Raw genomic sequence first — 14,565 nt, 5'->3', positions numbered from 1 at the left:
CACCGACGGGGTTCGTTCAGCGGGGAGCGGCGCGGGCGCTCACTTGGGAATGGTGGAGGCGACGTCGTCCAGCGTCGCGTCCTTGACCAGGCCGGTGTCCTCCAGCACGTCCATGTGGTCCTGGACGGTGTTGTTGGTCTGCGTCGCCAGCCGCCGTATCAGGGCGTTCTTGGTGGTGGCGCGGACCTCGCCGATGGTGATGAACACCTTGCCGTGGGAGGCCCGCAGCAGGTCGACGAAGAGCTGGTCGAAGGCCCGGCCCCGGACATCCTTGAGCTGGTCGACCCACCCTTGCTGCTCTGGAGTGGCCTGGTCGGGGATGGGCGCGCTCAACGCCTCGGAGTCCTCACGGACCAGTTGGTCGAGTTTGCTGTGGCCGTCGAGCATATGCATGCCGGCGCGTTTGATGGCTTCGCTCGATGCGTGCGTCTGGGCGAGCCGGGCGGCCGGTATCTCCCACAGGCCGGCCTGCCGCACCTTGACGAGGAAGGTCTTGTCCAACTCGGTGACCGCTCCTGTGCCACCGGCCTGACGGGCAGTCGGCCCGGCCGCCGCCGCTGCCGCCGGGAGGTTGGCGGAGACCGACTGGTCGCCGGAGCTCTCTCTCTGGGACAGCCAGACGGAGACGGCGGCGATGGCCGCCACGACGGCGACCGTGAGGGTGAGCACGCGACCTCGGCCGGCTCGTTGCCTTGGATTCCGAGCGTGAGACTTCATCATGCCTCCTGGAATGCGGGACAATTCGCCTGCGAGCGCTGCGTCACGGCGGACTGCTGGGGCATGAGCCACGCTAATCTTTGCATGGGGCAAACGATTCGATTCAGCGATGATGCGCAAAGGCGGGCATCGCTTGAGCGCCATCGGATACGATCCGGCCTTCGCCGGCCGGGCACCGCCTAGATGAGGCGGTAGGCCCGGAACCGGCAGGCGTGCGCGCCGTGTGCGAATGCGGGGTACGCACGACGGGCCCCTGGGCGCGTTGCCCGGGACCCGTCGTCGACAGCTACTGCGCCGCGTGGCGCGGTGGTGTCAGCTGTGTGTCACGACCCCGGCCGCCATACGGCCGCAGTTGGAACCCGAGACGCTGACGCTGACGGTCTCGATCGTGCCGCCCCAGTCCACACACAGGCCCTTTGCCGACAGGTAAACCGGACCCGCGTAGGAGGTGTAAAGGCCGCTGTCCCAAACCGCGTCGGAACTTCCGTCGCTCGCCGCGAGATAGGTGTACATGTATACCGGCGATCCGGGGCTGTTCCGAACCGTCACCACACAGTTCTTTCCGGTTTTCGAGTTGTACGTGAGATACACCTTTCCCTTACCGGTGATCGGCACGGAATTCACTACGCTGTAGCCGCTTCCGCAGGCTCCGTTGTAGGCGGCGGCTGCCGGAGCTGCGGATGCGGTGGTGGCGGTGGCCATGGTGGCGAGGCCGGCCACGGCCAGCACTGCGGATCCTGCTATGGCACGTGAACGCTTCATGGGAATCCCCCCGTTGGATGGTGGGCGTCGCGTGGTCATTTCACAGTGTTGGACAGGGATCGGTCAGGAATGGTTGTACCTCGGGCCGATAAACTTTTCCACCGGCCTTCGAACACCCCCCCGCACGCAAGTGCACAGAGCCCTTCCGGATAACCGCGTCCTCGCACTTCAGAGTGAATTCACCGCGCCTCGAACGGCGTTGTGCGCGGCGGGAAAATGATGATGAAAGCCGGCGCGGGATCGCGGGCGAACCGCTGCCCGGCGCACGACTACGGCCGGCTCCCGACGCCCGAGGAGGCGTCAGGGGCCGGCCGTAGTCGTGCGCCGGGCCGTGGGGTTCAGCCGTTCGCGAGAGCCTTGAGGCGGCTGTACGCGCCGTTGAAGCGGTTGCGGTCGCCGACCGGCTTCCCGGAGGAGGTGTGCTGCCAGATGGTGTGGATGCGCCAGCCGGCCGGCAGCGTGCCGACGGACGAGGCGTACCGGGGGATCCACAGCGGGTTGGTCTTGCCGAACCGGCTGGAGTTGCCGGTGCACGTCTTCCACCAGTTGGCCGAGGTGTAGATCACCGCGTCGCGGCCGGTCTGCGCCCGGTAGGTACGGAAGAAGTCCGCGATCCAGCTGACCATCCCCGCGTGGCTCTTGCCGTAGCAGGTCGCGCCGTAGGGGTTGTACTCCATGTCGAGCGCACCGGGCAGGGTCTTGCCGTCCTTCGACCAGCCGCCGCCGTGGGAGGCGAAGTACTTCGCCTGGGTCGCGCCGCTGGAGTGGTTCGGCAGCGCGAAGTGGTAGGCGCCGTGGATCATCCCGGCGTCGTACGCGCCCCGGTACTGCTGATGGAAGTACGGATTCTTGTAGGCGGTCCCCTCGGTGGCCTTGACGTACGCGAAGCGCACCCCGGTCTTGTGCAGTGCCGCCCACCCGACATTGCCGTTGTGGCTGGAGACGTCCACACCGGCCACGGAACTGGACGACGTCTGCGGCTCGGTGTCGGCGGCGCGGTCGATGCCCTCGTGGGCAGCGATGGTGGAGCCCATCCAGTCCTGCTCGGGATGGGCGGGACCCTGCCCCGCCTGTGACGCCTCGGCGGAGCCCGACAGCGCGAGTGGCAGAGCGAGCACGGAGAGGAAGGAAACGAGTGTTCCGGCCGCAACGGTGCGTGTGCGGCGGGCCGGACCGGATCTGCGCAAGGGCATCGCATGCCTCCGAAGGCCTTCGGGTGGTCAGGTTCGACAGCATTTGAGCAGAATCCTGCCGATAAGAAGACTTTCTACGCCGCGAGGGCCGGACTCCTGGGCCAACAGGCCGTCAGGCCGGCGACCGGCCTTGCCATCTCACTCGTGTGGCCGTCATGTACCGCGGTCCCGGCCCGTATCCGTGCGGCCGCGGGCGGCCCCGCCGGTGTGACCGACAGGCCCTCGCGGTCGGGGTGCCCGGCCGCCCGTGCCCGTCGGAGCCCGCGTGCCGGGAGACACGAAAGCGGGCCCCGGCATGTGCCGGGACCCGCTTCGCTGGGCGCAGTGGCAACGCGCCGTGTCGCCGCGTTGCCACTGCCCGGCCGACCGTGTCGGCTCCTTCTGTTGTCACTGCGGTTTTCACGTCATGTCACTGCCGCGTTGGAACGTCCCCCTGTTCCGTCGCGTGCGTTCGACCTGGCTCAGTAGGCGGAGTCGACGTTGTCGATGGAGCCGTAGCGGTCGGCCGCGTAGTTGGCGGCGGCGGTGATGTTGGCGACGGGGTCGGTGAGCTTATCGGGCGTGCCGGACACGTGGTAGGCGTCGAACGTGGGCTGGATCACCTGCAGCAGACCCTTGGAGGGAGTGCCGTTGACGGCGTTGATGTCCCAGTCGTTCGAGATGTTCGGGTCGCCGCCGGACTCGCGCATGATGTTGCGGTGCAGGCCCTCGTAGCTGCCGGGGATGCCCTTGGCCTTCATGATGTCCAGGGACTCACGGATCCAGCCGTCGAGGTTGTTCGCGTAGGTCTTGGGGGTGTCGGCCTTGGCGGCCTTGGCGGCCTTGGCAGCCTGCTTGGCGACGGCCTCCTGCTTGGCGACGGCCGTGACCTTGACGTGGTCCGTGGCGGAAGTCGCCGGCTTGGAGGCTGCCTGGGCGCCGGGCGCTGCGGTGACTGCCAGGCCCGTGGTGGCGGCTACGCCGGCCAGCAGGGCGGTGGCGATCTTCTGGGTGCGGGTGATGCGGGCAGCGCGGGGCAGGGTGAAGCTAGGCATGCAGAGTGACCTCTTCCAGGTATGGGGACGGGGAGGTGGCCTTTGTGGCTCAGGGAGACCGAGTGTCTTCGCCGCGCTCGCCCATCGGGGCGGAGGTCGCAAGCTCTTCTCGGTGCGTCCGGAATCCATGGTTAACGCGGGCCCCGGACGGTGGCAAAGGTGCCTTGTACTACCGCTCTTCGTGCGCAGGACCGAAGGACCCGGGATCGGCGCTGCTCGGGCGGCGTGGGCCCCGGCGGGCCGGAACTACGCGCGGTCGTACGTGACCTAAGTCCTGTGCCGGGCATCACCTGGAGGGGGCTTCGCGGGCCCTTTTCGCGGGGCCTCGAAGTTGCCTGGCTCACAGCGAACTGCGGTTCCGCGACGGGCTTTCGCACCCACGAGGAGACCCGGAAAAGGGTGGGCGAGAACCCCGGTGGCGGTCCTCGGGACGCCCGGAAGTGGCGTGGAGCACTTCACCGGAGGCCAGTTCGGGCGATTCACGCCCGGTGCGCGGGAGGAGGGCGGGCGCAGGGGTCGGCCGTTCGTGCGCCTCGTTACGGCGATACAGCGGTGCCGATGGTCCGTTCGTATCAGCGCGGGCGCTGTCGAATGGCCGCCCGGGCCGACGTCGCGGAAGGTGAGAGCGCACACCGTCACCACTCACCGTAAGGAACCGCTCATGCTCCGTCGTCGTCTGCCCGTCGTCCTCTCCGGCATCGTCCTCGCCGGATCCCTCGCCACCGGGGTCGCCACCGCTGCCGCGCCCGCCGATGGCCCCCTGCACATCAGCATCAAGCAGCGGTCCGGCGACAGCCCGAGGCACGTCACCGACAGGGAGAAGCACGTCACCACCAAGGAGAGGCGCATCACCGTCAACGGGCGGACGGTCAAGGACTCGGAGCCGCTCACCGCGAGGGAGCGGGCGAGCCTCCGCGTCGCGGGTCAGGTGCTGCGTGAGGTCGTCGGGAGCCTGCTTCCGCTGGGCGGAGCGAACTGACGCCCGCTCAAAACGGCAGAACTCCAATGGCCCTGACCGCGGAAGGCGGTCAGGGCCATTGGAGTTGCCAGGGGCGGGCGACGCCCCGGAGGGCGCCGTCCAGGTGTGCGAACTCGGCTCAGTAGGCGGAGTCGACGTTGTCGATGGAGCCGTAGCGGTCGGCCGCGTAGTTGGCGGCGGCGGTGATGTTCGCGATCGGGTCGGTCAGCTTATCGGGCGTGCCGGACACGTGGTACGTGTCGAACGTGGGCTGGATCACCTGGAGCAGGCCCTTGGAGGGGACGCCGTTGATGGCGTTGATGTCCCAGTCGTTGACCGCGTTGGGGTCGCCGCCGGACTCACGGATGATGTTGCGGTGCAGGCCCTCGTAGCTGCCGGGGATGCCCTTGGCCTTCATGATGTCCAGGGACTCACGGATCCAGCCGTCGAGGTTGTTCGCGTAGGTCTTGGGGGCGGGCTTCGGAGCAGCCTTGGGGGCGGCCTTCGGAGCTGCCTTGGGCGCGGCCTTGGGGGCGGCCTTCGGGGCCGCCATCGGCTTGCGCTCGGTGGAACGGTTCGCGGCCTGCTGGGCGGTGTGCTCGGCGGCCGCCTTCTTCTTGGCGTCCTCGGCCTTGTCCTTCGGCGTGGTCGGCTGGCCGTCGGCGCTGACCGGCTGGACCGCGGCCGGTGCGTGCGAGGCGGAGGTGTCGGCGTCGCTCGGCGCCGCGGTGAACGCCAGGCCCGTGGTGGCGGCCGCGCCGGCCAGGACGGCGGTGGCGATCTTGTGGGTGCGGGTGATGCGGGCGGAGCGGAGCAGCGTGAAGTTCGGCATGCGGAGTGACCTCTTCCAGGTGCGGGTGGCGGGTGGCGGCCTTCGGCGGCGCTTGTGCGACCGAGGGAGACTGCCGTGCTCGCCTCACTGGATGAGGTCGTCGGCTCGTTCTCGGCGCTACCGGAAACATTGGTAGCGCCCGTCCTGGATGCAGGCAAAGATGCCTTGTACTACCCCTCTTCGTGAGATGGGGTGAGATGCCCGAATGAGGCCGCATTTGGTGGTGCGGGGCCGGAAGCCACGCCACTACCCCTCCTCGTACGTGACGCACGTCCTGTGCCCGGCATCACCTCGGAGCCCCTGTGACCCCCCGCCCGAAGTTGCCTGGCTCACACGGGCGAGAGCCCTTTCGGTCCCGTCTCCCGCACCGGTCCCGAAGAAGCGCCCCCTGCCCGTGGGCAGGGGGCGTGAGGTGAGTCGCCGGACCGCCGGAACGCGGTCCCGGGCCTGGTCAGCCGTCCATCAGTCGGGCCGCGAGGTGCTCGATCCGGTCATGCCATGCGGCCAGGGCGGCATCCGTGTCGAATCCCGGCGGTCCGGTCCGGGTGAGAACGAGGCGGGCGCCGTGGCCGGTCCCGCTTCCCAGCTCCCAGCGCACCGTCCCGCCCGGTGGGCAGGCGTACGCCAGCGTCGTCGGCGCCCGCACCTCGCTGACGGGCCCGGCGGGCGCGCCCTCCGCGGTGAAGCCTTTCGGGGCGGGTGTGCCGGTCACCGGTTCGCGGCCCTCGGTCAGTTCCGCCCAGACCGCCTCGGCGGGGCGTACGAGCTGCCGCTCGAAGCGGATCCGCGGGCCGTCCGCGGTGTCCTCCACCACGCCTCGGCCGAGGTCGAACTGTTCGAGGTACGCCTCGTGCAGTTCGCCGGTGTCGGGCTGCACGGCCGGCGCGTCGCCGTCCAGCAGCTGCGACAGGCCGGTGAGGCACAGGTGCCAGCCGGAAGCGAAGCTGGCACCGCCGAAGCGGTCGCCGAAGGTGTGCACCAGGGTGAGTAGCGAGCCCTCCCCGTCGGGGGTGATCTCCCAGCTCAGATGGTCCTCGCCCCAGGTGAAGGCGAACAGCCGGGGCGGGTCGACGTCGGTGACCGTGCCGGTCATGGCGGGCCCGCTCACTCCGGGCATGAAGAAGGTCATCGCCCCGCCGGGGGTGAGGTCCACGGCGACCTCGGAGGGGAACCACTGGCCGATGCGGGCCGGGTCCGTGATCGCGGCCCAGACCTTCCCGGGGGGATGGGCGAGCCGGCGCACCATGCGCAGTGCGGTCCGTCCATCGGCGGTGGTGAGGGTGTCGGAGTGCGGATTCATCGCGGGTCGTCCTCCGTCGCGTCGAGATGCCGTTCGAGCGCGTCGAGGCTTCCGGTCCACAGGTGCCGGTAGTGCGCGAGCCATGCGTCGAGTTCCGCGAGCGGTTCGGGGCGCAGCTCGTACCAGCGGCGCTGTGCCTCCTGTCGTACCCGCACGAGCCCGGCCTCGCGTAGCACCCGCAGATGCTTGGACGTCCCGGGCTGGCTCAGGCCGAGCTGGTCGGTCAGCTCGCCGACCAGATGGGGACGCTCCAGGAGCAGGTCGAGGATTCTGCGCCGGCTCGGTTCCGCGAGGACGTCGAACGGTATGGGCATGGACTCAGTATTGCTCGACGGTTATATAACCGCAAGAGCATATGGCGGCTCGGGAGCCGGAGCCGGTGCCGACCGTGTGCCCGAGGCGATCGAATTGCCGAGCGGCGCGCCCCGCACCCCGTGCTCGTTCGATGGGCGCCGGTGGACCCGACGCCCATCGCTCAAGTCCGTTGCTCAGACGCTGAGTTGAGCATGGTCATGGGTGGGCCGGGACGGACGGGGACACCGCTCGGGCCCGATCGGTGTGAGGCACGGCGCCGAGCTGAGCGGTCCGTCGGTGAAGAAGCGCGCCGCCAGGTCGGCCACCTCCTGGGGGCGTTCGAGCACCACCCAGTGATCGGCGTCCGGGATCGTCAGAAAGCGGCTGCCCTCGATGGTGGCGGCGAACTCGCGCTGCCGGGCCGGAGAGGTCACCGTGTCGTGTTCGCCGCTGAAGACGAGGGTCGGTACGCCGATGAGTCCGCCGGAGAAGTCCGGGCGGTCCGACAGCGCGCGCCCCAGCGCGTCGACGGCGTGCGGGGAGTGACGGGCCGCGTGCAGCATCGACCGCCGGACGTAGCGGAAGGCCAGCCTGCGCCGGGTGACGTGCCGGGCCTCGTCCAGGCACATCAGGCCCTCCGCGACCAGGGTGGCGAAGGTCTCGATGTCACCCCGCGCGAGATGGTCCGCGGCGCGTCGCCAGTAGTCCAGCTGCGCGACGCTGATGTGCGCAGGCACTCCGCCGAGGGCCAGCCGCGCGACATGTCGCGGATGGCGCTGGGCGTAGCCGTAGGCGAGGCCCGCGCCGTAGGAGAAGCCGAAGATGTTGATCCGCGGGACGCCCAGATCCTCGATGATGCCCCCGATCGCCGCGCACATGACGTCGATGCTCGGCCCCGGCGGCAGCGGGTCGGCGCTCCCCATGCCGGGCAGGTCGGCCGTGACGACGTCCGCGACCGGCCCGACATGGTCTTCCATCTGCGGCCAGCCGAACATCCCCTGCAGCGCGCCACCGAGCACCATGACGGGTTCGGTGATCCGGTCCGGCTGGCGCAGCAGCCGGTAGGAATACGGCAACCCGCCCACCGACAGAGAGCGGATGGTTTCCTCGGACATGGCTGATTCCTTCTCGGGGAGACCGGCGGGGACAGGCGGCGCCGAGCGGTGAGCCCGGCCCGGCCGCCTCGGTCGGCAGGGGACGGGGGGCGCGGGCCGCCGCCGGTCGGCACCGTGGCGGCCCGCAGGGCGCGCACACGGCCGGCGGCGATCGTGGGGGACCGGTACGCGGGTGGGGCGTCAAGCGCGGGTGAGGACGAGCGCGGCGTTGTGCCCGCCGAAACCGAGCGACGTCTTGACCGCGCAGTCGAACGTCGATCGCCGGGCCTCCGCGCGCACGATCTCGATCGGGATCTGCGGATCGGGCTCGTCGAGGTTGGCCGTCGGCGGCACCAGCTGATGCTCCAGGGCGAGCACGGTGAGCGCGGTCTCGATGCCGCCGGCGGCGCCCAGGGTGTGCCCGGTCATCGCCTTGGTCGACGTCACCAAGGGGTGGTCGCCGAGCACCCGCCGCAGCATGGTGGCCTCGATGAGGTCGTTGACCACCGTCGACGTGCCGTGGGCGTTGACATGGCCGATGTCGCCGGCCGACACCTCCGCGTCGGCCATCGCCGTCCGCAGGGCGCGCTCGATGCCGTTGCCGTCGGGATCCGGCGCCACCGCTGCGTATGCGTCGCTGGACGCGCCGTACCCGGAGACATGGGCGCGGAGGGGGGCCCGGCGGGCCCTGGCGTGCTCGGGGCGCTCCAGGACCAGCAGGCCCGCACCCTCGCCGACGACGAAACCGTCACGGGCCGCGTCGAACGGGCGGCAGGCTGCCGACGGGTCGTCGCGGCGGGTGGAGACGGCCTTCATCTGGCAGGCGCTGGCGATCAGCAGCCGGGAGAGGGGCGACTCGGCGCCACCGGCGATGGCGATGTCGCAGGCCCCGGTGCGCAGCAACTGATGCGCGGTGCCCAGGGCGACCGTTCCGGAGGAGCAGGCGGTCGCCACGCCCAGGCTGGGGCCGCGCGCGCCGATGTCCATGCAGACGCTGCTCGCGGCACTGTTGACGACCGTGAGGGGGGCGAGCTTGGGGGAGACGCGACGGGCGCCGCGGCCGGACATGGCGACGTGCTGCTCGTCGTAGAAGGCCAGCCCGCCGTGGGCGGAGCCGATGACGACGGCGACGCGGTCGCTGTCCCAGGTCTCCGGGTCGAGCCCGGCATCCGCCAGGGCCTCGCGGGCGGCGATCACCGCGAGCTGGGAGAAACGGTCCATCAGTCGCTGCGCGGCGACTCCCAGCACCTCGGTGGTGTCCAGGCCCGCGACGGTGTACATGAAGTCGCAGGGCAGATCGGCGAGTTCCTCCTGCCGCAGCACTCCGCTCGGCGTGCTGTCCTGGGTGACGGAATGCCAGGTGGCCTTCGCGCCCACCCCGGCGGCGGTCACCAGCCCCAGGCCGGTCACCGCCGCGGAGAACGGCTCTCGGCGGCCCGTCACGCGACGAGTTCGCCGTCGACGGCCGCCACCAGCTGACCCACGCTGTCCCGCGAGGTCAGCGCCACCGCGTCGAGGTCGATGTCCAGCTCTTCCTCGATGAGCACCCGGAGTTCCTCCAGCGCCAGGGAGTCCATGCGCAGGTTGCGCAGCGGGGTTTCGTCGGTGATGTCGACCGGTGCGACTCCGAATCGTTGGACCAGCAAGGTGTTGACAACTTCTGCCGCGTTCACGTGGCGCTCCTCCGCTTGTCGTAGGCGATGCTGCCAACCGCGTCCTGGGGTGCTCGCAGGCGGATCCGGCTGGTTCGGCCACCCTTTATACGCCTTCTTGTGCACCTTCGTCCCCGAAGACTCCCCAACCGTGGTAGCTCAATGGGGTGATGAGTGCGCCGGGGTGTACGAGAGGCGCACAACTGGGGCGCGCACCGCGGAAGGCATCTGCCCGTCCTAACGCCCCGGGCCTGCGAGAAGGTACGGGGCGGACGCCTATGGACCGGGAAAGAGGCACGTCCGGGCGGGGCTTCATGCGTCCCGGGTTGCGCCGGGTGCGGCGGTGGCGGAGGGGGCGGCCGCGCCTGTCAGGACTCGTCGAGTGCGGTGGTGACCCGGCTCAACAAGCCCCGCAGGGTGCGGAGCTCGTCGACCGTCAGGCCGGTGGCGGCCAGCATCCTGCGCGGTACCGGCAGCGCCTGTTCGCGGAGGTCCTCGCCCGCGGTGGTGAGGTGGATGGTGACCGACCGCTCGTCCTCGCTGCTGCGCTCGCGGCGTACCAGGCCGGCCGTTTCCAGGCGCTTCAGGAGCGGGGAGAGGGTTCCGGAGTCCAGCCGCAGCTGTTCGCCGATGGTCTTGACGGGCTGCGGGCCGTGCTCCCAGAGGACGAGCATGACGAGGTACTGGGGGTAGGTCAGGCCCAGGTCCTTGAGGGCGTCCCGGTAGACGCCGCCGAATGCGCGCGAGGCGGCGTGCAGCGAGAAGCAGACCTGATGGTCGAGGCGGAGGAGTTCGGACTCGGGTACCGGGAGCGTGGCCATGTGTCCAGGTTAACGCGTCGCGGTCGATTGGATTGTGCACAACTAAGTTGTGCTCAATTTAAAAATGTGCCACTGTGGGGCTCATCGGGCGGCCGGGGAACGGCCGCCGGCTTTCGAAGGGAACCGAGATGGACGCGCTGTACACCGCTGTCGCCACCGCCAATGGCCGAGAGGGCCGGGCCGTCAGCTCCGACGGGCAGATCGACCTGGCCCTGGCCATGCCCCCGGCCCTCGGCGGCAACGGCGCCGGCACCAACCCGGAGCAGCTCTTCGCCGCGGGGTACGCGGCCTGCTTCGCCAGCGCGATGAGCAACGTCGGCCGGCAGATGAAGATCGACACCAAGGACGTCTCGGTGACCGCGGAGGTCTCCATAGGCAAGGACGACACCGGCTTCGGTCTCGCCGTGGTCATGCGCGTGGAGCTGCCGGACGCCCTGGCCGGTGAGACCGGGCGCCGGCTGGTGGAGGCGACCCACGACTTCTGCCCGTACTCGAAGGCCACCCGCGGCAACATCGAGGTCGAACTCGTCATCGAGTAACGCCCCGAGCCATGGGAGAGGGCCGGCCTCCGCGATGCCGTCGCGGGGGCCGGCCCTCTCCTGCGCCCGTGGTTCAAGCCGCGTGCGGGCTGCTGCGGCGCGGATGGCCGCGGATCAGCTCGGCGTAGTGCCGGCCGCTGTCCTTGATCGTGCGGCGCTGGGTGGCGTAGTCGACGTGAAAGAGGCCGAAGCGCTTGTCGTAGCCGTACGCCCACTCGAAGTTGTCCATCAGGGACCAGGCGAAATACCCCGCCAAGGGGGCTCCCTTGCGGGCGGCGCGGGCGCACGCCGCCACATGGTCGTGCAGATACCGCGTCCGCTCGGGGTCCGCGACCGTGCCTTCGGGGCGCACGATGTCGGGGTAGGCGGAGCCGTTCTCGGTGACGTAGATCTTGCGCGGCGCGTACTCGTGCGTGAGCCGCAGCAGCAAGGTCTCGATGCCGTCGGCGTCTATCTCCCAGTCCATCCCCGTCCGCGGTACGTGCAGCCGGCGCACCTGGCGGGCGTGCGGCGGCGGGCCGGACGGCTCGGCGGTGACGACCGCGGGGAAGTAGTAGTTCAGGCCGAGCCAGTCCAGCGGCTGCGCGATGATCTGCGGATCGCCGGCCCGCTCGGGCAGCTCCACGGCGTACAGCTCCCGCATGTCCGTGGGGAACCCGCGGCCGTGCACGGGGTCGAGCCACCAGCGGTTGGTGTGCCCGTCCATCCGCCGTGCCGCCGCGGCGTCGGCCTCGGACCCGGTGGCGGGCTCGACGGTGCTGAGGTTGTTGACGATGCCCACCTCGGCGTCCGGCGCGGCGGCCCGGATCGCCTGGGCGGCCAGGCCGTGCCCGAGCAGCAGGTGGTAGGAGGCGCGCACCGCCGCGGTGAGGTCAGTGAGGCCGGGGGCCATCCGGCCTTCGAGGTGGCCGATCCAGGCCGAGCACAGCGGCTCGTTGAGCGTGGCCCAGTGGTGCACGCGGTCGCCGAGCTTCTCGGCGACGACCTGCGCGTAGGCCGCGAGATGCTCGGCGGTCTCCCGTACGGGCCAGCCGCCGCGGTCCTGGAGTGCCTGCGGCAGATCCCAGTGGTAGAGGGTGGCGGAGGGGGAGATGCCCGCGTCGAGGAGACCGTCGACCAGCCGGTCGTAGAAGGCCAGGCCCTTGGCGTTGACGTGGCCGTCGCCGTCCGGCACGATCCGCGGCCAGGCCAGCGAGAACCGGTAGGCGCCGACGCCGAGCCGCCGCATCAGATCGATGTCCTCGCGCCATCGGTGGTAGTGGTCGCAGGCCAGATCCCCGTTCTCGGCGTTGTCGATCTTCCCCGGGGTGTGCGAGAAGGTGTCCCAGATGGACGGGCCGCGGCCGTCCTCGGATACCGCCCCCTCGATCTGGTAGGCGGAGGTGGCCACGCCCCAGACGAAGTCGTCCGGCAGGGCGGTGTAGTCGATCCGGTCGCTCACGGAAGTCCTTTCCGGCTGGGTCATTTGACGGCCCCGGCGGTGAGCCCGGCGACCAGATAGCGCTGGAGGAGCAGGAACCCCGCGACCACGGGGACGCTGACGACCAGCGACGCGGCCATGACCTGGTTCCAGTAGACGTCGTTCTGCGTGGCGTAGCCCTGGAGGCCGACGGACAGGGTGCGGGTGGTGTCGTTGGTCATGACGGAGGCGAACAGCACTTCGCCCCAGGCGGTCATGAACGCGTACACGGCGACCGCGACGATCCCGGGCACCGCTGCGGGCACCACCACCCGGAAGAGCGCCCCGAGTGGGCCGCAGCCGTCCACCGCGGCGGCCTCGTCCAACTCGCGCGGCACCGACTCGAAGTAGCCGATCAGCATCCAGATGGAGAACGGCAGCGAGAAGGTCAGATAGGTCAGGATGAGACCGCCCCGGGAGCCGTAGAGGGCGAGCCCGGTGGAGTTCCCGATGTTGACGAAGATCAGGAACAGGGGCAGCAGGAACAGGATGCCCGGGAACATCTGCGTGGACAGCACCGTGACGGTGAAGAGCCGCTTGCCGCGGAAGCGGTAGCGGCTCACCGCGTAGGCGGCGAACACCGCGATGACCACCGAGCAGACCGTCGCCGAGCCCGCCACGATCAGCGAGTTGGCGAAGTAGTGGGCCAGCGGCACGGTCCGCCAGATGTCGAGGTAGGGGCGGACGGTCAGGGCCTCGGGCAGCCAGTGGAAGGAGCCCGAGACATCCTCCAGCGGCTTCAGCGAACTGCTGACCATGACGTACACCGGCAGCAGCACGAAGCAGGCAAGCGCGGTGAGGAAGATCCGGCGGGTCCAGACGAAGGAGCGGGGCGGGGCGGTGGGGGAGCGCCGTCGGGCGGCGGCCCCGCCCGGTTCGCGGACGGAGGGGCTAGCCATCGGCGTGCTTCCTTCCCCGTGAGGTCACCAGGAGGTAGCCGGCCGTCACCATGAGCAGGAACAGCAACAGCAGGACGGACATGGCGGAGCCGGTGCCGAAGTTCCAGGTGACGAACGAGGACTGGTAGATGTGGACGGAGATCAGGTCGGCGGCCTTCGGCGCGGCCTTCCCGAACAGCACATAGGGCGTGTTGAAGTCGTTGAACGTCCACAGGAACAGCACCAGGACGAGCACCTGGTTGACGGGCCGCAGCGCGGGCAGGGTGATCCGCCGGATCTGCTGGCGGATGCCCGCGCCGTCGAGGGCCGCGGCCTCGTAGAGATCCTTGGGAATGTTCTGCAGGGCGGCCATCACGATGAGGAACGCGAACGGCCAGGTCTTCCAGACGGCGACGACGGTCAGCGCGACGAAGCTGTTGTCGCCCAGCAGCCAGAAGGGCCGGCCGTCGGTGAGCCCGAGCTGGTCGTGCAGTACGTGATTGACCAGGCCGTTGTCCCGCTGGAACATGAACGCCCAGGTGATCACGGCGGCGTAGACGGGCAGGGCGTACGGCGTGAGGAAGACGGCGCGCAGGAGACCGCGGCCCCGGAAGTTCTCCTGCATGCAGATCGCCGCGGCGGTGCCCAGGAGCCAGCACAGCCCGACCGTGAGCACGCTGAAGGCGCAGGTGACCAGGAAGGAGCGCAGCAGCGCGGCGCCGATCGGTGCGTCCAGGTCGACGGCGACCCGGTAGTTGTCCAGCGCGTTCCAGGGGGCCGCACCCCAGTTGCCGATGAAGAGGTGGGTCAGCTCCTTGAAGCTCATGACGATGCCGATCACCATCGGCGCCAGGTGGATCAGCAGCTCCAGCAGCAGTGCGGGCAGCAGCAACAGATAGGGCAGGCCGATGCGGCGCAGCCGTGCGGGGAGGCGCGGCCGGCGGCGCGCGGTGGGCTTCCCGCCGTCCGGCCGCCGGCCGCGGCCCGGCGGTGCCTCCTCGCGAGCGGTCACGGTGGTGGTCATCGCGGGCC

The 14,565-nt window shown here is 70.1% G+C and carries 16 protein-coding genes; 2 read left to right on the top strand and 14 right to left on the bottom strand.

All coding sequences use genetic code 11. From position 1 onward, the window contains the following. Positions 1–39: 39 nt before the first annotated feature. From QOM21_RS04845 to QOM21_RS04830, 4 genes are all read right to left on the bottom strand, one after another. Positions 40–669 (bottom strand): DUF4142 domain-containing protein, encoded by a 630-nt coding sequence (locus tag QOM21_RS04845; protein WP_407548480.1) that lies wholly within the window; start codon positions 667–669, stop codon positions 40–42. A 360-nt stretch (positions 670–1,029) separates the two neighbouring features. Then, positions 1,030–1,479, bottom strand: a complete 450-nt coding sequence (locus QOM21_RS04840; RefSeq protein WP_407548479.1) for a spore-associated protein A — start codon at positions 1,477–1,479, stop codon at positions 1,030–1,032. Between the two features lie 338 nt (positions 1,480–1,817). Beyond that, entirely contained in the window at positions 1,818–2,672 is an 855-nt protein-coding gene (locus QOM21_RS04835) for a lysozyme (RefSeq protein WP_407548478.1), read from the bottom strand. 461 nt (positions 2,673–3,133) lie between these two features. Then, the gene (locus QOM21_RS04830; RefSeq protein ID WP_407548477.1) at positions 3,134–3,706 is read right to left on the bottom strand and encodes a transglycosylase SLT domain-containing protein; all 573 of its coding nucleotides are present in this window, start codon (positions 3,704–3,706) and stop codon (positions 3,134–3,136) included. Between the two features lie 661 nt (positions 3,707–4,367). On the opposite strand from QOM21_RS04830, the gene QOM21_RS04825 reads away from it, so the two are divergent. Next, positions 4,368–4,685, top strand: a complete 318-nt coding sequence (locus QOM21_RS04825; protein WP_407548476.1) for a hypothetical protein — start codon at positions 4,368–4,370, stop codon at positions 4,683–4,685. Between the two features lie 118 nt (positions 4,686–4,803). On the opposite strand, the gene QOM21_RS04820 is transcribed toward QOM21_RS04825, so the two are convergent. From QOM21_RS04820 to QOM21_RS04790, 7 genes are all read right to left on the bottom strand, one after another. Further along, positions 4,804–5,496, bottom strand: coding sequence for a transglycosylase SLT domain-containing protein (locus tag QOM21_RS04820; protein WP_407548475.1), 693 nt, complete (start codon positions 5,494–5,496; stop codon positions 4,804–4,806). 451 nt (positions 5,497–5,947) lie between these two features. Beyond that, the gene (locus QOM21_RS04815; protein WP_407548474.1) at positions 5,948–6,796 is read right to left on the bottom strand and encodes an SRPBCC family protein; all 849 of its coding nucleotides are present in this window, start codon (positions 6,794–6,796) and stop codon (positions 5,948–5,950) included. Continuing rightward, on the bottom strand, positions 6,793–7,110 hold the full coding sequence (locus tag QOM21_RS04810; RefSeq protein ID WP_407548473.1) for an ArsR/SmtB family transcription factor: 318 nt from the start codon (positions 7,108–7,110) through the stop codon (positions 6,793–6,795). Before QOM21_RS04810 ends, QOM21_RS04815 begins: the two co-directional genes overlap by 4 nt. Positions 7,111–7,284: 174 nt before the next feature. Then, on the bottom strand, positions 7,285–8,205 hold the full coding sequence (locus QOM21_RS04805; RefSeq protein WP_407548472.1) for an alpha/beta fold hydrolase: 921 nt from the start codon (positions 8,203–8,205) through the stop codon (positions 7,285–7,287). Between the two features lie 180 nt (positions 8,206–8,385). Then, complete coding sequence (locus QOM21_RS04800; RefSeq protein ID WP_407548471.1) at positions 8,386–9,627, bottom strand: beta-ketoacyl-[acyl-carrier-protein] synthase family protein; 1,242 nt, start codon at positions 9,625–9,627, stop codon at positions 8,386–8,388. Further along, positions 9,624–9,857: an acyl carrier protein gene (locus QOM21_RS04795; RefSeq protein ID WP_407548470.1), complete on the bottom strand. Its 234-nt coding sequence runs from the start codon at positions 9,855–9,857 to the stop codon at positions 9,624–9,626. The genes QOM21_RS04800 and QOM21_RS04795 overlap by 4 nt, the downstream gene beginning before the upstream one ends. Positions 9,858–10,204: 347 nt before the next feature. Further along, complete coding sequence (locus tag QOM21_RS04790; protein WP_407548469.1) at positions 10,205–10,657, bottom strand: MarR family winged helix-turn-helix transcriptional regulator; 453 nt, start codon at positions 10,655–10,657, stop codon at positions 10,205–10,207. A 128-nt stretch (positions 10,658–10,785) separates the two neighbouring features. Here QOM21_RS04790 and QOM21_RS04785 point away from each other — a divergent pair, with 128 nt between their 5' ends. After that, on the top strand, positions 10,786–11,196 hold the full coding sequence (locus QOM21_RS04785; protein ID WP_407548468.1) for an organic hydroperoxide resistance protein: 411 nt from the start codon (positions 10,786–10,788) through the stop codon (positions 11,194–11,196). A gap of 73 nt (positions 11,197–11,269) precedes the next feature. On the opposite strand, the gene QOM21_RS04780 is transcribed toward QOM21_RS04785, so the two are convergent. The 3 genes from QOM21_RS04780 to QOM21_RS04770 are packed head-to-tail and all read right to left on the bottom strand — an operon-like array spanning position 11,270 to position 14,557. After that, positions 11,270–12,661, bottom strand: coding sequence for a GH1 family beta-glucosidase (locus tag QOM21_RS04780; protein WP_407548467.1), 1,392 nt, complete (start codon positions 12,659–12,661; stop codon positions 11,270–11,272). Continuing rightward, entirely contained in the window at positions 12,658–13,554 is an 897-nt protein-coding gene (locus QOM21_RS04775; protein ID WP_407548466.1) for a carbohydrate ABC transporter permease, read from the bottom strand. Before QOM21_RS04775 ends, QOM21_RS04780 begins: the two co-directional genes overlap by 4 nt. Then, on the bottom strand, positions 13,547–14,557 hold the full coding sequence (locus QOM21_RS04770) for a carbohydrate ABC transporter permease (RefSeq protein ID WP_407548465.1): 1,011 nt from the start codon (positions 14,555–14,557) through the stop codon (positions 13,547–13,549). The genes QOM21_RS04775 and QOM21_RS04770 overlap by 8 nt, the downstream gene beginning before the upstream one ends. Positions 14,558–14,565: the final 8 nt, after the last annotated feature.

Origin of the sequence: Streptomyces sp. Pv4-95, from assembly GCF_045782725.1 — a bacterium.
GTDB lineage: Bacteria > Actinomycetota > Actinomycetes > Streptomycetales > Streptomycetaceae > Streptomyces.
This window is presented reverse-complemented; position numbering and strand designations above follow the sequence as displayed.